Origin of the sequence: Alteromonas macleodii ATCC 27126 (assembly GCF_000172635.2) — a bacterium.
GTDB classification, from domain to species: domain Bacteria; phylum Pseudomonadota; class Gammaproteobacteria; order Enterobacterales; family Alteromonadaceae; genus Alteromonas; species Alteromonas macleodii.
The window spans coordinates 1,467,275-1,492,596 of the sequence record NC_018632.1; the positions used below are offsets into that span (position 1 = coordinate 1,467,275).

The window sequence follows — 25,322 nt, forward strand, 5'->3', positions numbered from 1 at the left end:
TTAGTAAATGTTTTAAATTGGTCAGAGTTGACAACTCGATATTGGGGCATAGACTAAGCCAGCAATAATAATTAGTAAAGGACAGTCAATGACGCTGGCTAGTGCGCCTTCTGCGCAAACGACAACTATTCGAAACGATTGGACCAAAGCCGAAGTCGAAGCTTTGTTTGCCATGCCATTTAACGATTTACTGTTTAATGCCCAAGTGGTGCATAGGCAGCATTTTAATCCGAATGAAGTGCAGGTTAGCACGCTTTTGTCGATTAAAACCGGTGCTTGTCCTGAAGACTGTAAGTACTGCCCGCAAAGTGCTCGGTATGATACGGGCCTAGAGAAAGAGCGCCTGCTAGAAATTGAAAAAGTCATCCAGCGTGCGAAAGAAGCAAAGCATGTAGGCTCAACCCGTTTTTGTATGGGGGCTGCTTGGCGAAACCCGCGCGACAGAGACATGCCTTACATTTTAAAAATGGTTGAAGAGGTGAAAAGCTTAGGCTTAGAAACCTGCATGACGCTGGGTATGTTAACCCGCGATCAAGCTGTGGCCTTAAAGCAAGCGGGCCTTGATTATTATAATCACAACCTTGATACCTCTCCGGAATACTACGGCGATATTATCACGACCCGTACTTACCAGGACCGATTGAATACGTTAGAGAACGTGCGTGCTGCAGGTATGAATGTTTGCTCTGGGGGAATTGTTGGCATGGGAGAAACGGTGAGCGATCGCGCTAGTATGTTAGTGCAATTAGCAAACCTTCCTGAGCAGCCTCAAAGTGTACCTATTAATATGTTGGTTAAAGTAAAAGGTACGCCACTCGATAGTGTAGAAGACTTGGACTATTTTGAGTTTATTCGCACTATTGCCGTTGCCCGTATTATGATGCCTAAGTCACATGTGCGCTTGTCGGCAGGCCGCGAAGCAATGAACGAACAAATGCAGGCGCTTTGCTTTATGGCAGGTGCGAATTCCATTTTCTATGGCTGCAAGCTGTTAACCACGTCAAATCCAGATACCCATGAAGATGTAATGCTGTTCAAAAAGCTTGGTATTAATACTGAGCGTACAAGGGATTACTCAGACGAAGCACATCAACAAGTGTTAGAAGAAGAAATTGCCCAGCAACAAGAACAAGCCGACGACAGTAACGACTTGTTTATTGATGCAACCAAGCCTAAGGTAGCGCCAAAGAAACAGCATTTAAAGGAGGCGTAATGGCCTTTCACTGGTTAGACGATTCGCTGAGCGCGCGTGCCGAGCAAGGCTTGCTGCGCCAGCGCCACTGCCAACAATACGAAAAAGACAACATTATTTGTATTAACGGTGAGCACTATCTTAACTTTTCAAGCAATGACTACCTAGGCATGCGCCAGCATGAGGGTGTATTGCAAAGTTGGGTTGAGGGGCTAGCGCAATTTGGTGGTGGCAGTGGTGCATCGCCTTTGGTAACTGGGCACACACAGGCTCATTTGGCGCTAGAAGCCTACATTGCCGATGGGTTAAACCGAGAAGCTGCGCTGTTGTTTAACTCTGGCTTTGCCGCCAATCAGGCACTGTGCATGGCACTTTTTCCTCACATGTCTCTCCCTAATAAAAGCGCGAGTGCGGGTCATATTATTGCCGACAAGCTCATGCACGCTTCGTTTTTAGAGGGTGCGCAATGTGTATCTGACAGCGCTAAGCTTCGCCGTTTCAAGCATAACGATCTAAGTCATTTAGAGAGCGTGCTATCAAACGTTTGTCACAGCCAGTTATCCGATGCGGTTGGTAATTCTGATGCAAACCAGCAAGACATTCTGATTGCCAGTGAAGGTGTGTTTAGTATGGACGGTGACGTAGCGCCTTGCGAAGGTATCGCTGAACTGGCCGCTAAATATAATGCATGGTTCATGTTAGACGATGCACACGGTATGGGTGTATTGGGTGAAAACGGTTTTGGCACAGCAGAAGCACTAAACTTAAGCCAGCAACAAGCGCCTATTGTTATGGGAACATTTGGCAAAGCAGTGGGCACGGCCGGCGCCTTTATTGCAGGAAGCCAAACCCTAATTGATTATCTGGTGAATTTTTCTAAACATTATGTGTATTCCACTGCCATGCCACCAGCACAAGCGGTCGCGACGTTGTACTCTCTTACACATATCGCCAGTGATACTGCCCGCCGCGAAACGCTGCATAACAATATCGCCTATTTCAGAGACTCGTTTCAAAAGCGTTTTGGACAGACACTCAATTCAAGCGAGAAAGACAAAGCACCAATTGAAATCACTTTGGGGCAATCGCAAAGCGCGATTCAGCCTATTATCGTTGGTAGCCCAGAACGTGCAGTTGCACTAAGTGACGGGCTAAAACAGCGCGGCATTTGGGCAACGGCTATCAGGCAGCCTACTGTACCGAAAAACCAAGACAGGCTGCGTATTACGCTTACGTCAAATCATTCATCACAGGATATTGACGTATTGCTTGATGCCCTAGAGCTTTCACTTAATAACTTTCTGTTAAGTGAGACTTCAGTAGAAAAAGAATCAGACAGCGCTGTGAATACTCCTGACTCTGTAAGTAAAAAAGAGATGTAACGATGTCACTAAGTCCCGCTATAAAAGCTGCTATGTCGGCAGAATCGAGAAGTCTCTTCGACGGTAAGCTGTCGCGTGACGCGGCGCAGGCGGCTTTTAAGGCAAACGGGGTTTTTTCGTCCGAGGCACCTCTCGATTTTAAAAGTGCGACCAACGCTGAAGGGGCTCTCACAGTTAAAAGTGCTTACCCTTCTGATTGCTCCTCCAAAGCTTCGGCCAATATGCATGCCGAGGAGAAGGCAAAAACTGAGGGCTATATTACAGCTGAAGGCTCTATAACAATTAAAGGCGCTGCAAAAGCTGAGCGTAATGGTACTGCTTCAACAATTAATGAGCAGGACGTGGCACATCGTTTTTCAAAAGCGGCTGTGCAGTACAACAGTATTGCGGGTGTTCAGCGCATTATTGCTAAGCAGGCATTAGCGAACTTACCGATAGACTTACAGGGTACGGTTCTTGATATCGGCTGTGGTACTGGCATTCATACCCAAACCCTTGCAAATAAAGGTGCAGCCGCAACTGGCGTAGACATTGCCGAGGGCATGTTAGCGCAGGCCAGAAAAATGTACTCTGACCCCATTTTCGTGGAAGGTAGTGCTGTTGATTTGCCTTTCTGTGATAGCCAATTTTCAACCGTATTTTCATCTATGGCGCTTCAGTGGGTTAGCGATACTGGGATTGTTGCTAATGAGATAGCGCGAGTGCTTGAAAAGAGTGGTATTGCCGAGCTGGCGATTATGGTGGCGGGTTCATTTAGTGAGCTTAAAACGGCGCGCAAAGTAGCGCAGCTTCCACAGGCCGAAACCTATATGCCAACAACCGCACAATGGGTAAATGGCTTTAAGCAGTCGGCCCTTGCTTTGCAACGGGTGATTACCAAGGACTATGTCGATACTCACTGCGATATTATGTCGCTATTGCGCTCTGTGAAAGGGGTGGGGGCAGGAGAGACCGGCCAAAAACAACCGCCGCTAACCCGTCGAGATATTAAAAAATTAGCCATGGCTTACAGCAATATGAGCGGTGTAGAAAGTAAGTTACCGCTTACCTACCGCGTGAGTCATTTTAGATTGGAAAAACGATGAGGCAGTATTTCATTACCGGTACCGACACCGAGGTAGGTAAAACCTATGTCACCTGCCAACTACTACAAGCTGCGCAAAAAGCCTCGTTAAGCGCCATCGGCTACAAGCCTATTGCGGCCGGATGCGAACAGATAAACGGCGAGTGGGTTAACGAAGATGCGCTAAATATTCAGAAAGCGTGCTCCAAAATACGCGCAAATAAAGCCATTAAAATTACAGACAATAACGAGCTAAAAAGCGTAAATGAAAACAACGAAGAAAGTGGACAGACACTTCCTTTGCATCAAATAAATCCAATTGCACTAAAGCCGGCTATTGCGCCACATATTGCTGCCCTTGAAGAAGGCGTGGCGTTAACGTTTGACGAAATAGCTAGAGGGCTTGATGAACTGCACGCCTATCAACCCGATCTTCTGTTAATGGAAGGTGCAGGTGGGTGGCGTTTACCGCTAACGGTAGGTGATGAGTATACGCCCACTTACTATCTTTCTGATGTCGTGAAAACACTCAAAATGGATGTGATTTTAGTTGTAGGCATGCGCTTAGGTTGTTTGAATCATGCGCTACTAACCGCAGAAGCAATTCGTGCTGATGGACTTACCATTAAAGGATGGGTTGCGAACGACATCACAGGTAACATGACGCGGTACCAAGAAAATATTCATTCTCTTAAAGCCATGTTACCCGAGCCGCTACTGGCAGAAATTCCCTACCAAGTAACGCCTAATGATGAGGCACTATTCGCCGCTATCAAGCAAATAAGTTAAATCATCACCTGAACTGATTGGCGTTTTTTCTTCACCTAGAAAGATAAAGCCGTCTTTTTCACCCACTAGGCTAAGTTGATTATTAGTAAGGCGCAGCGCTGTGCCTTCGCGAATAGCAACTACTGGTGTGGTTGGATTAAGCGTAGTGAACTCTGCCAAACGTTGGTCGCGGGTTTCGCCATTGTGACCCGGCGGCTGATAATCGGTGTAATGTGGGTTTAACTGAAACGGCACGATATCTAGTGCATCAAAACTCGGCGGCTCGATAATGGGCATGTCGTTAGTGGTTCTAATTGATTGACCACAAATATTCGAACCCGCACTCCAGCCAATATAAGGAGTACAATCGGCGATGGCGTGCTTTATTGGCACAATAAGCGCGTTTGCATAAAGAGTAGAAAGCAGGTGAAAGGTGTTTCCACCGCCTACAACAATGGCTTGGCCGTTTTTCTTTGCGTTATTTACAGCAGCAACCGGATCTTCAACGGAATGTAGCCCAGTAACCTTGCACTCTGGCAGGGCGGTAGCAACGGCGTCTACATAGCTATCGTACGTTTGAGTGACGGCGGCGTAAGGAACAAATAGAAGGTCGCGAATTTCGCCTAAGTGTGCAAAAATAAGCGCTCTAGCGTGCTCTAAGTAAGTCTCGTCGCCTTGGCGTGAGCTACTTAGCATAAGTACATGTGCGGTCATACTAACTCCACAATTTTTCTGACGGCGTATCATACGTGAAACTAGGCATAAAGTTTAGTCACGCTCCGTCACTGTGTTGAAATAGGATTTTGAATGAAACAATCTACATCGGTGTTGTTCGTGTGTTTGGGTAATATTTGTCGTTCTCCAACCGCAGAAGCCGTGTTCAAACACAAGGCTGCACAAGCCGGATTAAATATTGAAATTGACTCAGCGGGAACCCACGGCTATCACATTGGTAACCCGCCCGATAAGCGTTCGCAAGCCGCAGGCGTAGAACGAGGCTACAGTTTCAAAGGGCTAAAATGCCGACGTGTGGATGAAAGCGACTTTGAGCGATTTGATTTCATTCTTGCCATGGATAACAGCAACCTTGCTAATTTGCACGGTATGTCGCCTAGCCAGTACCACGATAAAATTAAGCTGTTTCTTGATTTTGCAAATGCAGACGATAAGGAAGTACCTGATCCATATTATGGCGGCAAGCGCGGCTTTGAGCTGGTGTTGGATCTTATCGAAGAAGCGTCGGACGGTTTGATTGCGCATATTAAACAAACCCAACAACAATAAACGCAAATCATATTGATAAACCATCTCGAAAGCCCACCTTGAGAACCCGTATTGACAATGACAGGAACTAAACGCACCGCCGTCACTTTGGTTGTAATAACAGTACTTTTGTCACTCGTCATAGGTGTGGTAGGGATTGTTGGCGTGACAGGGCTGTCTGATACGGCGGCTGAACTAAAACAGCATATTATTGTTCAGCTTCAAATACCGCTTATTCTTACTGCGTGTTTAGTAGGGGCGGCACTGTCTACAAGTGGAGCTACCTTGCAAGTAGTGCTGCGAAATCCTTTGGCAGACCCGGGAATTATTGGCATTACGAGTGGCGCAAGCTTGGTTGCTGCGCTTTTGCTACTGCTAACCCCACAATGGGCTACAGCGTACCTACACTATTTGTTGCCTTTGGGATGTTTTATTGGTGCGTTGTTATCTACATTTATTATCTACCGCTTAGCAAGAAAACTGTTGGGCTCCTCTACGGCTGTTATTCTAGCGGGTATTGCCATCTCTACCCTTAGCGGCGCCGTTATAGCGTGGCTTTACATGTTCAGCGACGCTAATGCCCTGCGCAATCTTACTTTCTGGTTAATGGGTAGTTTGTACCAAACTAACTGGTTAATTTTATCAGTGGGTGGTCCGTTAATCGCTGTTGCTGTCGCATTACAGCTTTATTTCGCTGGCGATTTAAACAAGCTCTATGCCGGTGAACTTGCAGCAAAAAGTAGTGGTGTGGATGTGGAGAAACTCACTGAGCGCGCACTCATTGTCTGCGCTATTGCTGTAGGTACTGCGGTGTCTATGGCAGGCTCTATTGCTTTCGTTGGCTTGTTAGTACCGCATATCTTACGTTTGATCATCGGGCATAATAATCGCTATTTGTTGCCGTTAAGTGCATTAAGTGGTGCAAGTCTGCTGATGCTGGTTGCGTTAAGCTCTGAAATGACCCGTGCCATTACGCTTCCGGTGTCTATGGTAACAGCTACGTTAGGCGGTCCATTATTAATTTGGGCATTAGCAAAAGGTCAAATAAAAGGGTAGTGAAGGGGGAAATGAAATGACGACAAACAATAGTACTACCTACCAACGCCCAGTTTCGACCAGCGATGTAAAAATAAATACAAGTGGCCATGCCGCACTTGGTGTTAACACAAAGCAAAACACCAGCAGCAAAAATGGTGTAGGAGAAAGCCCAAGCGAAGCGGATAGCAATAGCCCAGCGAATAGCCATAACCTAGCAGATAGTCGTACCGTTTTAAGCTTACAGAATGTAAAAGTAGCATCGCGACTTTCGGTGGAAGGTTTACGTGCAAAAAAAGGCGAGTGCGTTCACATTATAGGACCAAATGGGGCAGGGAAATCAACGCTGTTGCTTACCCTTGCGGGTCTTATTGACGCTGATGAGGGCACCGTCATGCTGCTAGGCAAACCAATGAACGATTGGTCGCTGGCAACACTTGCGAGTGTGCGCACCTTATTAGCGCAACAAAGCGAAAGTGGTTTTCACTTGTCGGTAAAAGAATACCTAAGCTTTTATGCAACAGCACAGCAAGATGAACTAATTCCTCCGGTTTTAGAAAAAGCACTCGAAATATCGGGTTTCTTGAACCAAATTGTCACCCAGCTTTCTGGCGGCGAGCGTCAGCGAGTTGAGATTTGTCGTTCGCTTTTGCAAATTTGGCCGCAGCTAGAGCGCGGAGAGGGGGTAGTGCTTTTAGACGAGCCATTGCAAGGACTTGATATAAGGCATCAATATGCACTGGCTAGTTTGGTAAAATTCCTTTGCGATAAAGGGAATACCCTACTTATGACGTCTCACGACATCGCGCTTAGTGCCAACTATTGCGATAGTTTATGGCTTATGCAAAAAGGTCGCATGGTAGCGTTCGGTAAGCCACAAGAGGTGGCCACGCAAACAAACTTAGAAAGTGTGTTTGAATGCCATTTTGCTATAAGCAAGCACGATAACTTTCTAGAAATTCAAGTTTGCGCACCTATTTCCCTAGAATAAATGTGGTAAAGTGCCCCCAGCATTTTTTAGATTCACATTTTCACATTAGACTGATTAGAAAAAAGCGCTACAGACGCACTGTTAAGCGCGTTACAGTCTTTTTATTCGAAGCATCTAGCTTCAATAAATATTTTCAGTAAAACGTTTGCCCTACGTTTTTTATTCAGGAGAACACCGTTGAGTAATTGGCAAGTAGACAGTTGGAGAAATAAACCTATTCTTCAGCAACCAGAGTACGACGATAAAGCACGTTTAAAAGAAGTAGAGCAAACATTAAGTTCTTATCCACCGCTTGTATTTGCTGCTGAAGCCCGTGAGCTTAGACGCCAGCTAGGTGAAGTCAGCTTGGGTAAAGGCTTTCTTTTACAAGGCGGCGACTGTGCTGAGTCGTTTGACGAATTTAATGCGCCTAAAATTCGCGATACCTTTAAAGTTATTCTTCAAATGGCCATTGTGCTTACCTTTGCTGGTCGTTGTCCGGTAACTAAGGTTGCCCGTATGGCAGGCCAGTACGCCAAGCCGCGCTCATCAGATTTCGAAACCCGCGATGGCGTGACCTTGCCAAGCTATCGTGGTGATATCATCAACAACTTCGAATTTACCGAAGCGGCCCGTCGACCAGATCCTGACCGTTTGTTGGAAGCCTACCATCGCAGTGCGTCAACCCTGAATTTACTTCGCGCGTTCGCGCAAGGTGGTTTGGCCGACCTTCATGAAGTTAACCGCTGGAACATGGCGTTCGTTGAAAACAATCCGCTTAAAGAGCGTTATTCTGATATGGCCAACCGTATTCAAGATACCCTTGAATTTATGGATGTTATTGGTATTAACGCACAAACCAGTTCTACGCTGCACGAGACCTCACTGTTCACGTCGCATGAAGCATTGCTGTTGAACTATGAGCAGGCGCTAACACGCATCGATACCCTTACCGGTAAGCCTTACGATTGTTCGGCTCACATGGTGTGGATTGGCGAGCGTACCCGTCAACTTGATCATGCGCACGTTGAGTTTTTCCGTGGCATTCACAACCCAATTGGTGTGAAAGTGGGGCCAAGCATGCAAGAAGACGAGCTTATTCGTTTGATTGATGCGCTTAACCCGCTAAACGATCCAGGTCGTTTAACGCTAATTACGCGTATGGGCGCCGATAATTTAGCCGACAATTTGCCAGGCTTATTGCGTAAAGTGAAAGCTGAAGGCAGACACGTTGTGTGGAGTTCTGACCCGATGCACGGCAACACGTTCTCGGCATCTAGCGGTTATAAAACCCGTAACTTCGATGCAATTTTGAAAGAAATTAAGCAGTTCTTCCAAGCTCACGAAGCAGAAGGTACTCACGCAGGTGGTATTCACCTTGAAATGACCGGTCAGCACGTAACGGAGTGTACTGGCGGTGCTTATGAAATTAGCGATGAAGACTTAGCGCAAGCCTACAAAACGCAATGCGACCCGCGCTTAAATGCAGACCAAGTACTTGAAATGGCATTCTTGGTGGCTGATCATTTGCGTAATGCTTAAAGTGACCAACATCGCATTGGCAAGTTGAAGAAACGGCATCATTGAGATGCCGTTTTTTTTACCTAAATTTTACGCGTATATTTGAGGTTAGGTTGATATGCTCATTGTGTTGAAGTAAACACGATTGACCTATGACCCAATTTAAACACGGTTTCTATACACTCTTTATTATGGCTGTGGCTATTTTAGGGTGTTTAGCACTTAGTAACTGGTTACTGCCGCTTGGCGGTATTCTGCTCATACTACAGCTTGCGTGTGCCATTGTGGCGTTAACGACCTCAAGGTTTTACGGCTTGCTTGCAGGGGTAGCCGGAGCACTGAGCTTTAATTATTTTTTCACCGAGCCTTTGCACTCATTTCAAATTGCAGAAGTTGAAGACAGCATAAATTTTGTCGTTTTCATCATTGTAGCCATCCTCATTAGCGAGCTTGCTGTCTACGTCAATTCTCAACAACATGCACTACAGGTTGTTAAAACACAATCTAGTGTCCTGCGATCTGTGTCCCACGATTTGCGTACGCCGCTCTCTACCATTATCGGTTCTGTTGAAACCTATATGACATATCAAGACAAGCTTGATGACATTGAGAGACAGGCACTGTTAAAAGGGGTTCACGATGAAGGTAAACGCCTTTATGTTTACGTTGAGAACCTGCTTCAAGCCACACGAATTGAGCATAACGCGTTAGCGCTAAATTTAACCCATGTAAACCTGACTGCCTTTTTAGCTAACCTTGAAAGTCGTATTAACAGTGGTCGACTAAAAGTGATCAACAACAGTGACAGTCGCGGTATAACTGTGTCTGAATCACTGTTTGAACAAGCTTTATTTAACGTAATTGATAATGCCCTTAAATTCAGCGATGACAGTGTATTGCTGATGGTTAGCCGCTCTGATGGAGAGTTTAAGTTTCAAATAGCCGATAAAGGCGAAGGGATCAGCGATGAACAGCTACAAGCGCCAATACAGCTTTTTCAAACCAGTCGTCGCAGCGATAGCGGAAAAGGCGGCATTGGCTTAGGGCTAAGCGTAGCAGCAGGCATAGTTCACGCCCATGGTGGTGCTATCAAGCTGTCGAATACCACACCAGGCCTTCTCGTCAGTATCACAATTCCAAAAAGGGATTAGCGCAATGAGCCACACCATTCTACTTGTTGAAGATGATGCGAATATTCGTCAGATGCTGAGCATTGCGCTAGGTGCAGAAGGCTACCTTTGTGTTGAAGCTGCTTCGGTTCGAGAAGCTTTGTCATTGTTTAATCAGCACCGTCCTGACCTTGTCATACTCGATTTAGGGTTACCTGATGGTGAGGGGAGTGAAGTACTTAAACGCATAAGAGAATCTAGTCGCCTGCCAGTGCTCGTGTTGTCTGCAAGAGATCAGGAGTTAGACAAAGTCGACCTGTTGTCCCGGGGTGCCAATGACTATGTCAGCAAGCCTTTTGGGATCAGAGAGCTTGTCACCCGTGTGAAAGTACTGCTAAGAGACTTCAATCCTGTGGTTGAGCCCACATCGCCCACACGACAGATTGGCAAGATAGCGTTGGATATTACCGAGCGACGGCTGCTCGTTGAAGGCGAAGTTATCGCGCTCGCCCCAAAAGAAGTTCAGCTTCTTGACGAGCTTACAAAACAGCCTGGGGCGTTTATTAGTCAGCAAGAATTGTTAAGAAGAATATGGGGGCTACATCACAGTGAAGATACCCACTACATCCGCGTTCTTGTAAGACAGCTAAGAAAGAAGATAGATCCGTTCGAGAAAGATTTAATAGAGACAATGCCTAAACAAGGCTACCGAATAGCGGTTGATAAACCGGAGGCTAATTAATGTCGCATTTTAGTGTAATTGGGCTTGGCAAGTTTGGCTTAACGGCCAGTTTAGAGTTAATTCATATGGGGCACACTGTTACAGGAATTGACCAAAGTGAAAAGCTGGTTGAACAGTATGCAGGTGAGTTTACGCAGTGCGTTGTGTGTGATGCCAGTGATGAGCGTGCGCTCAAGGAATTAAACTTGTGTCAGAGCGAAGCCGTGCTTGTCGCTATTGGCGAAGATATGCAAGCTAGCTTACTGTGTACGTTAGCACTAAAAAACTTGGGCGTAGCCAATATTTGGGTGAAAGCTAATAGCTCTGCTCACCACGCTATTTTATCCAAGCTGGGTGTGTCGAAAATTATTCATCCTGAAGAAGAGATGGGAGCAAGGGTGGCGCAAGCGCTTAACTACCCAATGGTGAATGACTACTTGGGTATAGGACACGGCGTTTATATCGTTGATGTTATTTTGTCCGATCACTTTTCTTCACAGCGCTTAAAAGACGTGCTGTCCGTCGGAAAGGGGCAGGTCTCTTGTTTGTTAGTTAAGCGAGGTCACCAGCTACATCATAATCCATCGTTAGACTTTGAAGTTACTTCGAAAGATACCGTTATTCTCTGCGGCCATAGAGAGAACCTTGTTAAAATAGCGCCTAGGCTAGCACAATGAACAGATGGGATCCTGGCTATAGACCTATAGAGCGCTCGCCTAGAGGTATCAATAAAATTCAGGTAGGGCCGCCTCTTATTCTCTCTCTAAGCTTTGTGGCGGTGATTTTCTTAGGCACCGTTATCCTAAAATTACCAATGATGACTCATGAGCCCATCTCGTGGATCCAAAGCCTATTTACTTCCACATCGGCGGTGACAGTAACGGGTCTTGTGGTTGTCGATACCGGATCTGTTTTTACAACTGCTGGACAAGCGGTGATTGCGGTTTTAATTCAGCTGGGGGGCTTAGGGTTGATGACGTTTGCCATCGTCACGCTCATTGCCTTAGGAAGTAAAATAAGTTTCTTGCAGCAATCGGCAGTGAAGGAGGCGTTTAATCAAACAGATTTATCAACACTTGTATCTACAGCAAAGTCGGTACTGATTTTTGCCTTCTTCGTTGAGTTAGTGGGTTTTTGTATTCTGTCGGCCTACTGGATGCAGGAAAAAGGAGTAAGTGAAGCGTTATTTCACGCGTTTTTTTACACCATCTCTGCGTTCAACAACGCAGGATTTGCACTTAGTGGGGATAGTCTTTCCGCCTATGTGGGAGACCCGATTATCAACATCACTATTTCTGCATTATTTATTATTGGTGGTCTCGGGTTTTCCGTTTGGATAGAGCTTCATAAAAAGCGCAGATGGCAACGTATCTCTGTGTATGCCAAGACAATGATATTGGGTACGCTAATTGTCAATGTAACCGCCTTTTTGCTTATCTTTGTTATTGAAAGTGATAATCCTGCAACCTTGGCGAACCTCGATACTCAAAGCGCATTATGGGCATCTTGGTTTCAAGCCGTTACTCCAAGAACAGCCGGCTTTAATACGCTGGATATAGCATCGTTAGAAGATCCAACGACAGCATTAATGTTGTTGTTAATGTTTATCGGCGGGGGCTCAATGAGTACCGCAAGCGGTATAAAACTGATGACTTTCATCGTTTTGATCATTGCCGCATACAACTATATTCAGCGGGGAGCTGCACCACGACTCTTTGGCAGAACAATTTCAAATGACACTATCAGCAAAGCGCTAGCGCTTACGATGATTTCCATAGGTATTACGTGGATAGCTATTTTTCTTTTATTAATGTCAGAAAAAGCTGACTTTTTGGATATCGTGTTCGAAGCGGTTTCTGCTCTTGGGACCGTGGGTCTTTCCAGAGGGCTAACTGGCGAGCTGTCAAACAGTGGTGAGTGGATCATTATCTTACTGATGTACGCGGGTAGATTAGGGCCTTTGACATTGGCTTATTTTATTGCCAGCCCTCGAATAAGCCGCATTAAATACCCAGAAGCTAAACTAGCAATTGGTTAACCTGCAAAAACAGCGGCTCGTTCATCTTCACTTAAAATACCGACGAAGATGGTTTCTCTTCTTAGGTTGGCTGTGCGCTCGTCGTCAGCCAAAAGAAGCGCCTTAAATACGTCTGGTTGATGGCGAGCCTCAATTATTCCTTTCCAAAGAAGGTAGCTTCCATAGCGCATCATTTTGTTGTGATAACGGGTTTCTAATGTTTTTTCGACTTCTTCAAATAGTTCTGGTTGCAACATCAGTTTGTCGGCAATGGCATTGTGTATTTTTTTGATACGTTCGTTTACGTCACTTCGACGTTGCTTTCTGGGTCTTGCTAACATAAATCTTCGTGTGGTTAGAGTTTACTCATTTTGCCATTAGGGGACGCTGAGTCCCCTTGTGATTGCTAGTCGTCATTTAATAGCGGTTCTACAACAGACTCTAAGCCGTTTAGCTTAATTTCATACATTAAAGCGAGCTGTTCACCAAGCTTGTTTTCTGGAAAGCCTTGCTTGTGAAACCAGACCAAATAGGGTTCAGGTAAATGAAATAGGCGTCTTCCAGCGTATTTGCCAAAGGGCATCACTTGGTTAATAGCGGCTTTGATAAGCGTTGGGTCCATTCACTGACTACCTTTTGTCTTGGGATTTTCGTTGAGGTCTTCATCTTCACGTTGTTGTGCTTGCCATAGTGCTGCGTATTCACCACCTTGCTCAAGCAAATAAGTGTGTGTCCCTTCCTCTACAATGGTACCGTTTTTAAGTACAAGGATCTTGTCGGCATCAACAATTGTGGACAGTCTATGGGCGATGACTAAGCTGGTGTGTCCTTTAGCAGCGTCGCGAAGGGCCGCTAATATCGCGCGTTCTGACGTGCTGTCTAACGAGCTGGTGGCTTCATCAAAAATCATGATTGGCGCGCCTTTAAGTAAGGCCCTTGCGATAGAAACGCGCTGCTTTTCGCCACCAGAAAGTTTTAGGCCTCGCTCACCTACCGTTGTGTCTAGCTTTTCAGGTAGGCTTTCTACAAATGCTTCAAGATGCGCGAGTTTGATAACTTGTTTAATGTCTTCATCGCTGGCGTCAGGGTTACCGTAGCGAATGTTCTCCAGCAAGGTAGTGTTAAACAGCACCGTATCCTGAGGGACAATGCCGATATGTGAACGCAGACTTTGTTGCGTAACCGATGTGATGTCTTTTCCATTTATCGTGATGTCGCCCTGTTGAGGCTCATAAAACCGAAAGAGTAGTTTCATCAGCGTTGATTTTCCCGCGCCGCTTTCACCCACTACCGCTACTTTTGAGCCTGGCGGTACATCAAAGCTTAAGCCGTTAAGTATTTGTCGTTTCTCAGTATATGCAAAATGGACATTGTTAAATCGCAGTGCGGGGTTCGCACAGGTTAATTCCGTAGCGTCGTGGGCATCTTTTATGGCCGGAGTTTGGGCGAGAAGGTCAAACAGTTTATCGATATTCGCAAGGCTCCCTCGAATTTCACGGTACACAAACCCCAAGAAGTTTAAGGGCATAAAAATTTGCATGGTGAAGGCGTTTATCAATACAAAGTCACCTATGGTCATCTCGCCATTCATGACGCCAAAGGCAGCGTTTGCCATCATAGATGTCATGGCGATAGCGATAATGGCAGCTTGGCCGCCATTCAATGCAAATAGCGACAAGCGGTTTTTTCTTCGTGCCTTTTCCCATGCAGCTAAATCCGTGTCGTAGCGATTGGCTTCAAAGGATTCGTTGTTAAAGTATTTAACGGTTTCAAAATTTAGCAGGCTGTCTACCGCCCGGGAATTGGTGGTCGAGTCAGCTTCATTCATCTGAGTAACAAAGCGAGTGCGCCAATCCGTGGCTTTCATCGAAAAGCCAATGTAAGCCACCACGCTAACTACAATAATTAACGCGAAAGATACGCCAAACTGAAACAAGAGTAAGCCTACAACAAGAGTGATCTCTAATAGGGTAGGAACAATATTAAACACCATAAAACGCATGAGGAAGCTTACGCCGTTGGTACCGCGCTCTATATCTCGTGACAATCCGCCTGTGCGTCGATTTAAATGAAAGCCCAAGTCTAAGTTGTGCAAATGTTTGAAGACTTTTAGTCCAAGGCGGCGCATGGCACGCTCTGTAACTCGTCCAAATAGCGTGTCGCGTACTTCGCCGAGCAAAACATTCAGTAAACGCAGTGTTCCGTAGGCAACGATAAGGCTGATAGGTACCGCTAATGCAAGCGTGGTTAGGTCGCCATTTAAGCTATCGACAGTGTATTTCAATACATAGGGTAGGCCGATACTGGCAAGTTTTGCTGCTACTAGGCAGAGTAGAGCAAGAAATACACGGTGCTTGAACTCTAGGAGATAAGGCCAAAGCTGTGAGAGAACGTGCCATTTAACAGGTTCGTCGACATTGGTAGGAAAACGGTTTTTTCTCATTTTATAGTGTGCTTTATTATTGTGTTTACAGTCTTAGGAATGCGCTGATTCAAAAAATCGCTTTTCGTAAACGATGTAATAGATATTGAGCTAACCTGCTCGTGTAGGGCGATTTTCGCTTTTTGAAGTACGTTTTGAAATAGGCTAGAGATTAAAATGGTCTTATTTATAGCGATGAATGTGTTTAATTTTGGTTTCTCCGCGCGTACACTAGAGGTAGTTTAATTTAGTTACCTTGTTATTCACTCAATGTTTTACTGGCTTTTGTTAGATTGAGAAAGCCGTGAATTGAATGACTAAGCAGCACAGGATTAAGGAGTTAGTTTGTTAGAAGATAGTTTCGGTAGACAGTTTCATTATTTACGTTTGTCAGTGACCGAAGCGTGCAACTTTCGTTGTCAGTACTGTTTGCCAGACGGATATGAAGGCCCGACGAGCGATCAGTTTATGACGCTAAACGAAATTGATACCTTGCTCAAAGCGTTCGCTAAGCTAGGTACGTCGAAAGTGCGCCTAACAGGCGGCGAACCAACGCTGCGAAGAGACTTTCTTGATATTTTACGGCTAACAAGTAATACGCCTGGTATCGAACGTGTAGCGATGACAACACATGGAGCGCGAATGGAAAAGTTTGCGCATCAGTGGAAAGAAGCAGGGTTACACCAAGTAAATGTAAGTATTGACAGTTTAGATCCCCGTCAGTTTGCCGCTATAACAGGACAAGACAAGCTTAAAGCTGTACTTCGAGGGTTAGACGCAGCGATTGATGCCGGCTTAGACGTGAAAGTGAACTCTGTCTTACTCAACGATTTTTCAGATAGCCGTCTTCATAGGTTTCTTGCTTGGCTAAAAGATATGCCAGTAACGCTCCGGTTTATAGAACTAATGGAGACAGGCGACTTAAATCAGTTTTTCAATAAGCAACATCAAAGTGGTACGCCGCTAAAAAGTACGTTGTTAGAAATGGGCTGGCAGCCTTTGTTGCGTAGAAAAGATGCGGGGCCAGCGCAAGAGTTTTACCACCCTGACTATGCCGGTAAAATTGGCTTAATCATGCCTTACAGCAAAGATTTTTGTAAAACTTGTAATCGACTACGTGTTTCTGCCCCAGGAAAGCTACACCTATGCTTGTTTAGTGAAAACGGAATAGACATGAGACATCTTCTTGCCACTGGAAATGTGGATGAAGTGGTCGCTTTTTTACAAGATGTGCTCGGTCAAAAACACGAAACACACTATTTGCATGAAGGTAAAACAGGGGCAACCAAGCACCTTGCCATGCTGGGAGGCTAGTTAATTGGCTCTACGTTAAAGGAAAATGTAGGGCAAAATAAATACATCGAATAAGTTTGGTTTGTTGTAAAAATGAGCTATATTCAGCGGTGTAAGTATATTAAAAATAATAACGATAAAGGAAGTATATGCATATCAAGGACAGTGCGCGTCTTTCCTACCATTATATCACCGAACAAGACGCAGACTTTTTATGGGAGCTCGATCAAGATGAGCTTGTCATGAAATATATCAACGGTGGCAAGAAGTCTTCTAAGGAAGATATTCGGGAAATCTTTGTTCCTCGTTTCCAAGCCTATTCCAATCCAGCTCTAGGGTGGGGACTGTGGCGCGTGGAAACGCTAGTCGAAAAGGAAAGCATTGGTTGGATTTTAGTTCGACCCTTTGGCTTTTTTACTCAACACCCCGAAAGTGACAATATGGAACTAGGGTGGCGTTTTAAGCGCCATACGTGGGGCAAGGGCTACGCAACAGAGGCTGCGGAGTCTGTTAAAGAAGCGCTGTATGATATAGGTGTTGAAAAATTCTCTGCTATTGCTAACCCGCAAAATAGTGCGTCTATCAATATTATGAAAAAGCTAGGAATGACGTTTAGTCACGAGCTTGAGTATAAAGACAAACTCTATCACGAGACAGTAGTCGTCTACTCTAATTAAGTAATCGTATTGGTATAAGAAGGGCGAGGGGAATGACTGACGTTATCATTCGCTCTTTAGAATGCTTTTTACGTTCTCGTAGCGAGAATACTGATCTTCTGACAAAGCTGCCGACTCGAGTGTTTCTCTGCATTTTTTGATGGCCGAAAGGGTGTCGGCAAGCATAGGCGTGTTAGCTTTTCGGGCCCTTACTATTGCTTGAAGGTAGTTAAGCGCAATAGAGGGATTTTTAGGCATGACGCGGAACGCTTGAGCAAATGTTGTGTAAGACTGTTCTAAATTACCTCGTTTATACTGCGCAACGGCGGTGTTGTTAAGTATTTTAGGGCTTAGCGTAATCGCTTCTTTTTCTTCTTTCTCTTGTTTTAAATAGGTGGCCATGAGGTTTAATTCATCGTTCTCCTCATCCTGCCTTGAGGAAATGGCGTCTAAAATCGCAAGGGACTCTTTCTTCATTCCTACTTCATGAAGGGCTTTGGCTCTATCAAGTAAGGCTTCTGTGGAGTGGTGTTGGGCATGATCAGTGTGAAAATCTGACAACAGCATTTGTGCTTTCACTGTGTCGTCTTTCAAATAATGAATACGCGCGTCAATCACCGTCAGCTCATCGTTTAAGGCTGCTTTCGGGTGAGCCTTTTTCAACTGTCGCAAATACTCATTAGTTTGTTTAACTATGCTGTTTACGTGTTCGGGCTCAGATGTCATAGCAAAATCAACACCCGCTCTTGCGGCAGTTAAATAAATATCTGGCTTGTCATGGATAGAGTCTTTCGCGTAGCGGACCACCTTTTTAGCGCTGTTAAACTGACTTTCGTAATCATGGGTGATCCGCGCCAAATTTATCGCTAACTTATGTCTAGCAATGTTTTGAGGTGAGATATTGCACGCCAGCGATGTACACTCCAGCGCTTCGTCAAAAGCTGACTGCTTAATTTGCAGTTTGGCGAGTAAGTCATAGGCCTCAAGCGCAGAGTCAGGTCGCATCGCTAACTGGATAACTTCTCTTTCGGCATCGTCTAATTCATTGAGTGCCAACAGACTCTTCGCGATCCCCATTTTTGCCCAGCTAAAATCTTGAACGTTAATTATCGATTCAAAGAAGGCTACGGCTTCTTGAAACCTTTCTGTGATAATCAACAAATCGCCTTTAATCTTCATCGCTAGCGGAAAGTGTTCGGCTTGCTCAGGCTGTAATAGAAAGAACTCAACTTCGGCCAGGGCTTTTTCGTAGTCCTTTTTATCCATGAATGAATAGATATTCTTTAGCGCTTTTTTCCTTGATAAAACTCTAGAAAGTCGCCTGTCTAACTCGTTAACCGAAAAAGGCTTAGCGATAAACTCATCCGGCTGTAACTCTATGATGGCGTGGACGACTTCTGCTGAGGTATCTGCACTGGTGAAGATGAATGCGCTGGTAAGGGGGAGTGATTGAGTTTCGTTTAGTTGCTCAAGTAAAAAATAACCGCCTTGTTCAGAGCGCAAATTATAAGAGCAGATAATGGCGTCATAATCATGTTCTTGCAGTGCCGAAAGGGCATGAGAGGGCCTATCAACATAGTTCATGTTCTTGAAACCTAACTGCTCAAGTGCATAGTGCATATGGCTTTTCGCCAGCACCTGGTCTTCAGCAATTAACAACTTAGTATTTCTAGCTAAGTGTAGTTTCATCAATTAGTAGCCTCTGAAACATGAGAACCCTTATTTTTCTTACCATATCACGGTAAGTACACCTTAAGTATAGTTCTTTATGGAGACTATCGCATAATGGAAGCTGCTCGTAGCTGAATTTCAGTACTGGTTATTGATAATGATTGCTGGATTTGGTGTAGGAGTAGCCAAAATGCTTTAACGTGACAACGACTAAGACATAGTTAGATTGTTGTGTTTCTAAAGATTGATATATTGAGAGGGATGGTGGACGCTACTGGGCTTGAACCAGTGACCCTGATGCTCTCCCAACTGAGCTAAGCGTCCATATTTCTTTAAAGCTTGCCTAAGCAAGTGGGGCGGTATTATAGAGTCGGTTCCGTTAGTGTCAACAATAAAATTAAAGAAAAATGACTGTGTGCCCGAATTTTAGACACTCTGGCTGCATCTTAACTAAATTGATGAAAAGAACAGCGTTTTTAATCGCGTTTTGAATCCATCGATAGACAAAAACTGCAGCGTGGGTTTACACGAGCCAGTTGGAGTTTGTGGGGGGGACAGACACTTGCTTCTTACTAAGAGTTGAAATAGAGGTTGGGTGTAATTGAAGTGGACAGTCACTTATTTACCACAAACATATAATTAAATTGGCCTCGCACAATGGGGCTTCGCACAATGGACACACACTCATTTTTTAAAAGAAGAAGTGGCAAACAAGGACAAAGTGCAAGCGCAAAGTGGACACCCACTTATTTTTTCGTAGCTTAACGCTAGTAAACCTAACCAAATAAAAGTGGTGCTTACTTTATTCTTGAAATATCAATTGAATTACCAAGTGAACAGTCACTTAAAAAACACGCAACGAAAAAACAAAGGAGAGAAGGAGAAAGGACAGACACTCACGTAAACCTGATAAAGTGCGTGCAGAATCTTTTTATTTAAACTACCTGGTCTTTTCGGACACACACTTACTTTTTTAGAGTTTTTTTCAGTTCTGGCACTCTTTGAGCGTTAGACTTTTCTGAGTGTGTGTCCACTTCAGCAAGAAAAGAATTTTGAAAAAGTGGGCTTCAACAATAAGTGTCTGTCCACTTTATAGCTCACTTTCTTCGTACCATCTAAACTACTTCAAGGGATTTCTTTTTCCTTCTATTCTTATCTTACTTTTGAAGTCGCGCTTACACTGGTAGAATGCGCCCAACTTTAGAAATACATTAACAATAGAGAGTAACCATGTCGGTTGTTACACGATTTGCACCCAGCCCAACAGGCTATCTTCACGTTGGCGGCGCACGAACTGCGCTTTATTCTTGGCTTCTTGCTAAAAGCAAAGGCGGCGAGTTTGTTCTTCGTATTGAAGATACAGATATCGAGCGATCAACTGAAGAAGCAAAGCAGGCCATTCTAGACGGAATGCAATGGTTAGGTTTAACGTGGGATACGGGTCCAATCTATCAGACTGAGCGTTTCGATAGATATAAAGAACTTATTCAGCAGCTTTTGGATGAAGGTAAAGCGTATAAATGCTTTATGAGCTCTGAAGAGTTAGATGCGATTCGTGAAGCGCAAAAAGAACGTGGTGAGAAGCCTCGCTACCCAGGTACGTGGAGAGACAGAACGGATCATCCAGAAGGTCAGCCTTTTGTTATCCGCTTCAAAAACCCTTTAGAAGGTAAAGTGGTAATTAATGATCACGTGCGTGGAAAAATCGAGATTAGCAATACTGAGCTAGACGATCTTATTATTCAGCGCTCTGACGGTACCCCTACATATAACTTCTGTGTAGTTGTTGATGATTGGGATATGGGTATTACTCACGTAGTTCGTGGTGAAGACCATATTAATAACACGCCACGTCAAATCAATATTCTTGAAGCGCTTGGTGCACCTGTTCCAGAATATGCTCACGTTTCTATGATTTTAGGTGATGACGGCAAGAAGTTATCTAAGCGTCATGGCGCTGTAAGCGTGATGCAATATCGCGATGATGGTTTCCTACCGCAAGCTGTGCTTAATTACCTTGTTAGGTTGGGGTGGTCTCACGGCGATCAAGAAATTTTCTCAGTTGATGAAATGATTGAGAAATTCAGCTTAGATGCCATTGGGCAATCTGCATCGGCATTTAACACAGAAAAGCTAATCTGGTTGAATCAACACTACATTAAGACATTACCAGCAAGTGAAGTTGCGTCACACGCTAAATGGCACTTTGAAGAGTTGAATGTTGATTTAACGACAGGCCCAGCGCTTGAATCTATAATTGCTATTCAGGCCGATAGAGTAAAAACGCTAAAAGAGTTAGCTGAGATTTCTACGTACTTTTATCAAGACTATGAAGATTTTGATGCGAACGCAGCAAAAAAACACCTTCGCCCAGTCGCTCGCGGCCCATTAGAGCTTGCTAAAGATAAATTAATGGCAATTGAAGAGTGGAACCCAGAAAATATTCAGGCTGCTATAAATAGTACAGCCGAAGAATTGGAAGTGGGCATGGGGAAAGTAGGTATGCCGCTGCGTGTAGCTGTGACAGGTGGTGGTAATTCACCGTCGTTAGATATCACGTTGAATCTTATCTCAAAAGAGAAAATTGGCGAGAGAATCGACAAAGCGCTTACTTTTATAGCAAACAGAGAAAATTCATAAAAAAAGCGTTGACATGACAGGGGGGGATGCCTAGAATGCGCCCCGCTGTCACGGAACAGTCACACAAAATGACTGGTACCATGATGGGGCCATAGCTCAGCTGGGAGAGCGCCTGCATGGCATGCAGGAGGTCGGCGGTTCGATCCCGCCTGGCTCCACCAAGTCACATTGAGATGTGGTTTGATATAGGCTGAAGTTGTTAAGGCAGCTTCGGACTGAAAAATTCGAAAATTTAGTTTCGAAGAAAGAATTCAGTCCCCTTCGTCTAGAGGCCTAGGACACCGGGTTCACTTCGCTTTACTGAAAATCTTGAAAGCGGTGCTTTCTAAAGAAAGTTTCAGTCCCCTTCGTCTAGAGGCCTAGGACACCGCCCTTTCACGGCGGTAACAGGGGTTCGAATCCCCTAGGGGACGCCATTTTATCGCGTCACAGTCGATTAAAACTGTGAAATAGGCTGGAGTTGATTATTCAACTTCTGACTGAAAGTTTCGGTAGGGTAAGGTCGCTCAGTTAGCTGACTCACTTCGCCTTACTGAAATCTCGAAAGCGTTGCTTCCGAAAGAAATTTTCAGTCCCCTTCGTCTAGAGGCCTAGGACACCGCCCTTTCACGGCGGTAACAGGGGTTCGAATCCCCTAGGGGACGCCATATCGAAAAAACCAGCCATTCGGCTGGTTTTTTTGTTTCTGGCTTAAAACTTTGTGGACAGACACTGCAATTAAATCTGTAAGCAAATAGATGCAAAGCCATTTTAAGAAAGCTTCAGTGGACAGACACTCTTCTTTCCCTCTTTAAACCATCTACCTAGACATACACCGATCATTTTCATCGGAATTTGCAATTCTTACAAAAGAGGCGTCAACACCTTCGCGCAAGTACTTTTCAGAGGTTCAATGCGTAAAGAACTCATGTCACAACCCTTTAAGAAACTTTTGTGTGATAGATACGTGAGCTTGTTGAACTGTTATGATCTAAAAAATACAAAAGAGGTGTTATATGCAGAATTATCCAATTGGAACTCCTGGTGAGCCGTGGGGCGAAGAAGAAAAAGCCCAATGGAAAGCACAGCAGACTGTGAAAAGAAGTTATCAGGAAGAAGTACTTAATAAACTCTTCAGCATTATCCCTGAAGGCTTTGAGTTAAAGCAGTATGGCGCACTTCCTTATGATACAGCGCGTTACCCACTATATGCTGTAATTCCCAAGAGTTTTGACGCTGAAAAGCCGTCTGCACTCGTTACAGGCGGTGTTCACGGCTACGAAACTAGTGGTGTGCAAGGAGCGCTTCAATTTATTGAAACAAAGTTGGCTCAGTACGCAGAGCAAGTAAATATAGTTGTGGTGCCATGTGTAAGTCCCTGGGGATACGAGTCGATAAATCGATGGAACCCAATGGCATTAGATCCGAATCGCTCGTTTTACAGTGATTCTCCTGCACCAGAGTCTGCTCAGCTTATGCAATTAGTATCTGATTTAGCGTTATCTCTTACGCTTCATATTGATTTGCACGAAACGACAGACACGGACAATAGTGAGTTTAGACCAGCACTGGCTGCGCGGGATGGGGTGACCCATGATAACTGGAACATTCCAGATGGTTTCTATACGGTTGCTAATACTCCAAGCCCCCAAATAGAGTTTCAAAAAGCAGTTATTGAGGCTGTGAAAAAAGTAACGCATATCGCACCGGCCGATGAAAACGGAAAGATTATAGGTGCAGATGTGGTGAGTGAAGGTGTAATTTGCTATGACAAGAAGTCGTTGTACCTTTGTGGAGGTATGACAGATGCTAAGTACGTCACAACTACAGAAGTCTATCCCGATAGCGATAATGCGACACCCGAAAATTGCAATGATGCTCAGGTGGCCGCAATTTGCGCTGCACTCGATTATTTAAATTAGACGCTTGAACGTTTAGACGTCTAGATGTATATTTGAGCCTCTTTTTTAGGAGGCTCTTTGTGTTTACTTATTCTGCGGTTATTTACGACGGTAAAAAGCAAAATTTAGTGAGGTATGACTGTGGGACAGACACTGAGTTTTCCTCATATCTTGAATCGCGCTTTGGTTGTCATGTCTGTTTGTGGTCCAATAAAGAGCTATCAGAAACTACAATGGCAGCTATCGCAGCTTCGCGAGTACAGAGTAAAAAAGACGGTCTGGATAAAACAGAAGCTTTATGAACTTAATTTCCCCATGTGTAGCCTTGTGCAAATTAACCGAAGAAGACATTTGCATTGGGTGTAAACGTACGATTGAAGAAATCATTAATTGGCGGACATACACCGATAATCAAAAGAAGGCCGTATTCACTCGCCTTGAAAATTTAGAAAAGGAAGCCGCTACCCAGTCACAGCCTCGTAAATAGGCTAAGTGCGAACTTCTATCAAGAACTTTCTACATATGGACAGACACACAAGCTTTTCTATTCGTATAGAATTAGAAGCCTGCATCACTCCCACATGAATTAAAGTGTCTAGCGGACAGACACTTACTAAATTTAAATAGCTGCAATTTAAAACCACCTTAAATGCACCTTAAATAGACAGTCACAGAAGTTGAAAAACTAAGCATCAAAGCCTGGCTGATATAAGTGCTTTTTGCTAAACTCCCGCGCCAATTTTATGTTCTATTAATCTGAGACGTTTGCAATGAGAGTAATGCTTGCCCCTATGGAGGGCGTTGTCGACCACTTAATGAGAGATATGCTCACTCGCGTGGGTGGTTTCGATCAGTGTGTTACTGAATTTGTAAGAGTGGTCGATCAAAAATTACCAAAGAAAACGTTTTATAGACTTTGTCCTGAGCTTCATAATGGCGGCAAAACTCCGGCAGGTGTGCCTGTCCGAGTTCAATTATTAGGACAACATCCACAGTGGCTTGCAGAGAATGCACAAACAGCAATAGAGCTGGGCTCTCCTGGTGTTGACCTAAATTTTGGTTGCCCTGCCAAAACAGTTAATAAGAGTAAGGGCGGGGCGGTTTTGTTGAAAGAAACCCAAACCCTTTATGACATTGTGAAAGCTGTAAGGGACGCTGTTCCTGCAGAAATCCCAGTTTCAGCCAAAATCAGACTAGGTTTTGAAGACAAATCTTTAGCTATCGAGAATGCTATAGCTATCACTGAAGCGGGCGCTTCTGAGCTCGTTGTTCATGCGCGGACCAAAACGGAGGGGTATAAACCACCGGCGTATTGGGACTGGATAGCGAAGATAAAACAACACACCGATATTCCACTTGTCGCAAATGGTGAAATTTGGAACGCTGAAGACGCTCAGCGTTGTCAGAGCCAATCAGAGTGTACCAACCTTATGATTGGACGAGGTGCATTGGCAATGCCTAATTTGGCGATGAGTATTAAAGAGGGTGTAGCACCTATGCCATGGTCTGAACTGGCTGCTTTGCTGATTCAGTACTCTGGCTACGAAATTTTTGGTGATAAGGGCAAATATTACCCCAACCGAATTAAGCAATGGTGCGGCTATCTGAAAAGACAATACCCTGAAGCTGAAGTTCTGTTCAACGACATAAGGCGCCTAACGAAATCTCAGGACATTGTTGATGTGCTTGCACGCCAAGCCGATATTTAGCCAAGTACTT

23 protein-coding genes and 4 tRNA genes are annotated in these 25,322 nt (G+C 44.6%); 21 read left to right on the forward strand and 6 right to left on the reverse strand.

From position 1 onward, the window contains the following. The first annotated feature begins 88 nt into the window (after window positions 1-88). Genes bioB through bioD form a run of 4 tightly spaced genes read left to right on the forward strand, consistent with a single transcriptional unit; the run spans window position 89 to window position 4,426 of the window. A complete protein-coding gene (bioB, locus tag MASE_RS06245; RefSeq protein ID WP_014948905.1) occupies window positions 89-1,213 on the forward strand; it encodes a biotin synthase BioB in 1,125 nt (374 codons plus the stop codon). Next, the gene (locus MASE_RS06250; protein ID WP_014948906.1) at window positions 1,213-2,574 is read left to right on the forward strand and encodes an aminotransferase class I/II-fold pyridoxal phosphate-dependent enzyme; all 1,362 of its coding nucleotides are present in this window, start codon (window positions 1,213-1,215) and stop codon (window positions 2,572-2,574) included. The genes bioB and MASE_RS06250 overlap by 1 nt, the downstream gene beginning before the upstream one ends. A gap of 2 nt (window positions 2,575-2,576) precedes the next feature. Next, complete coding sequence (locus MASE_RS06255; protein WP_014948907.1) at window positions 2,577-3,659, forward strand: methyltransferase; 1,083 nt, start codon at window positions 2,577-2,579, stop codon at window positions 3,657-3,659. Continuing rightward, on the forward strand, window positions 3,656-4,426 hold the full coding sequence (bioD, locus tag MASE_RS06260) for a dethiobiotin synthase (RefSeq protein ID WP_014948908.1): 771 nt from the start codon (window positions 3,656-3,658) through the stop codon (window positions 4,424-4,426). The genes MASE_RS06255 and bioD overlap by 4 nt, the downstream gene beginning before the upstream one ends. Here bioD and pepE read toward each other — a convergent pair. Continuing rightward, on the reverse strand, window positions 4,397-5,119 hold the full coding sequence (pepE, locus tag MASE_RS06265; RefSeq protein WP_014948909.1) for a dipeptidase PepE: 723 nt from the start codon (window positions 5,117-5,119) through the stop codon (window positions 4,397-4,399). The two genes, bioD and pepE, sit on opposite strands and share 30 nt — an antisense overlap. A gap of 93 nt (window positions 5,120-5,212) precedes the next feature. Between pepE and MASE_RS06270 the strand changes: the two genes are divergently transcribed. From MASE_RS06270 to MASE_RS06305, 8 genes are all read left to right on the forward strand, one after another. Next, complete coding sequence (locus tag MASE_RS06270; protein ID WP_014948910.1) at window positions 5,213-5,689, forward strand: low molecular weight protein-tyrosine-phosphatase; 477 nt, start codon at window positions 5,213-5,215, stop codon at window positions 5,687-5,689. Window positions 5,690-5,746: 57 nt separating this feature from the next. Continuing rightward, window positions 5,747-6,724 carry a FecCD family ABC transporter permease gene (locus MASE_RS06275; protein WP_014976065.1) on the forward strand — a complete coding sequence of 326 codons (978 nt, stop codon included), beginning with the start codon at window positions 5,747-5,749 and terminating at the stop codon, window positions 6,722-6,724. Window positions 6,725-6,740: 16 nt separating this feature from the next. After that, window positions 6,741-7,694: an ABC transporter ATP-binding protein gene (locus MASE_RS06280; protein WP_014948912.1), complete on the forward strand. Its 954-nt coding sequence runs from the start codon at window positions 6,741-6,743 to the stop codon at window positions 7,692-7,694. 177 nt (window positions 7,695-7,871) lie between these two features. Continuing rightward, window positions 7,872-9,215 carry a class II 3-deoxy-7-phosphoheptulonate synthase gene (locus MASE_RS06285; protein WP_014948913.1) on the forward strand — a complete coding sequence of 448 codons (1,344 nt, stop codon included), beginning with the start codon at window positions 7,872-7,874 and terminating at the stop codon, window positions 9,213-9,215. A gap of 131 nt (window positions 9,216-9,346) precedes the next feature. After that, window positions 9,347-10,345, forward strand: a complete 999-nt coding sequence (locus tag MASE_RS06290) for a sensor histidine kinase (protein WP_014948914.1) — start codon at window positions 9,347-9,349, stop codon at window positions 10,343-10,345. A 4-nt stretch (window positions 10,346-10,349) separates the two neighbouring features. Then, window positions 10,350-11,045 carry a response regulator transcription factor gene (locus MASE_RS06295; protein WP_014948915.1) on the forward strand — a complete coding sequence of 232 codons (696 nt, stop codon included), beginning with the start codon at window positions 10,350-10,352 and terminating at the stop codon, window positions 11,043-11,045. Then, window positions 11,045-11,701, forward strand: a complete 657-nt coding sequence (locus MASE_RS06300; protein ID WP_014948916.1) for a potassium channel family protein — start codon at window positions 11,045-11,047, stop codon at window positions 11,699-11,701. Before MASE_RS06295 ends, MASE_RS06300 begins: the two co-directional genes overlap by 1 nt. Continuing rightward, window positions 11,698-13,062, forward strand: a complete 1,365-nt coding sequence (locus MASE_RS06305; protein WP_014948917.1) for a TrkH family potassium uptake protein — start codon at window positions 11,698-11,700, stop codon at window positions 13,060-13,062. The genes MASE_RS06300 and MASE_RS06305 overlap by 4 nt, the downstream gene beginning before the upstream one ends. On the opposite strand, the gene MASE_RS06310 is transcribed toward MASE_RS06305, so the two are convergent. The 3 genes from MASE_RS06310 to MASE_RS06320 all read right to left on the reverse strand — a co-directional run bounded on the left by MASE_RS06310 (window position 13,059) and on the right by MASE_RS06320 (window position 15,484). Then, window positions 13,059-13,382 carry a hypothetical protein gene (locus tag MASE_RS06310; RefSeq protein ID WP_014948918.1) on the reverse strand — a complete coding sequence of 108 codons (324 nt, stop codon included), beginning with the start codon at window positions 13,380-13,382 and terminating at the stop codon, window positions 13,059-13,061. The two genes, MASE_RS06305 and MASE_RS06310, sit on opposite strands and share 4 nt — an antisense overlap. A gap of 65 nt (window positions 13,383-13,447) precedes the next feature. Then, entirely contained in the window at window positions 13,448-13,663 is a 216-nt protein-coding gene (locus tag MASE_RS06315) for a DUF3820 family protein (protein ID WP_014948919.1), read from the reverse strand. After that, window positions 13,664-15,484 (reverse strand): ABCB family ABC transporter ATP-binding protein/permease, encoded by a 1,821-nt coding sequence (locus tag MASE_RS06320; protein ID WP_014948920.1) that lies wholly within the window; start codon window positions 15,482-15,484, stop codon window positions 13,664-13,666. Between the two features lie 324 nt (window positions 15,485-15,808). Between MASE_RS06320 and moaA the strand changes: the two genes are divergently transcribed. Together moaA and MASE_RS06330 are read left to right on the forward strand one after the other, a co-directional pair. After that, complete coding sequence (gene moaA, locus MASE_RS06325; protein ID WP_014948921.1) at window positions 15,809-16,777, forward strand: GTP 3',8-cyclase MoaA; 969 nt, start codon at window positions 15,809-15,811, stop codon at window positions 16,775-16,777. Between the two features lie 128 nt (window positions 16,778-16,905). Continuing rightward, window positions 16,906-17,433, forward strand: a complete 528-nt coding sequence (locus tag MASE_RS06330) for a GNAT family N-acetyltransferase (protein ID WP_014948922.1) — start codon at window positions 16,906-16,908, stop codon at window positions 17,431-17,433. Between the two features lie 45 nt (window positions 17,434-17,478). Here MASE_RS06330 and MASE_RS06335 read toward each other — a convergent pair whose 3' ends face one another. Next, entirely contained in the window at window positions 17,479-19,101 is a 1,623-nt protein-coding gene (locus MASE_RS06335; protein WP_014948923.1) for a response regulator, read from the reverse strand. 244 nt (window positions 19,102-19,345) lie between these two features. After that, a tRNA-OTHER gene (locus MASE_RS06340) sits at window positions 19,346-19,407 on the reverse strand. A gap of 906 nt (window positions 19,408-20,313) precedes the next feature. Here MASE_RS06340 and gltX point away from each other — a divergent pair. The 7 genes from gltX (at window position 20,314) to dusC (ending at window position 25,312) form a co-directional block, all read left to right on the forward strand. Continuing rightward, window positions 20,314-21,723: a glutamate--tRNA ligase gene (gene gltX, locus MASE_RS06345; protein WP_014948924.1), complete on the forward strand. Its 1,410-nt coding sequence runs from the start codon at window positions 20,314-20,316 to the stop codon at window positions 21,721-21,723. Window positions 21,724-21,808: 85 nt separating this feature from the next. Next, window positions 21,809-21,884 (forward strand) — tRNA-Ala (locus MASE_RS06350). Between the two features lie 179 nt (window positions 21,885-22,063). After that, window positions 22,064-22,139 (forward strand) — tRNA-Glu (locus MASE_RS06355). A gap of 155 nt (window positions 22,140-22,294) precedes the next feature. Continuing rightward, a tRNA-Glu gene (locus MASE_RS06360) sits at window positions 22,295-22,370 on the forward strand. A 348-nt stretch (window positions 22,371-22,718) separates the two neighbouring features. Further along, window positions 22,719-23,624 (forward strand): M14 family metallopeptidase, encoded by a 906-nt coding sequence (locus MASE_RS06365; protein WP_014948925.1) that lies wholly within the window; start codon window positions 22,719-22,721, stop codon window positions 23,622-23,624. Between the two features lie 277 nt (window positions 23,625-23,901). After that, complete coding sequence (locus MASE_RS06375; RefSeq protein WP_014948927.1) at window positions 23,902-24,090, forward strand: DUF1289 domain-containing protein; 189 nt, start codon at window positions 23,902-23,904, stop codon at window positions 24,088-24,090. 283 nt (window positions 24,091-24,373) lie between these two features. Beyond that, window positions 24,374-25,312 carry a tRNA dihydrouridine(16) synthase DusC gene (gene dusC / locus MASE_RS06380; protein WP_041693428.1) on the forward strand — a complete coding sequence of 313 codons (939 nt, stop codon included), beginning with the start codon at window positions 24,374-24,376 and terminating at the stop codon, window positions 25,310-25,312. Window positions 25,313-25,322: the final 10 nt, after the last annotated feature.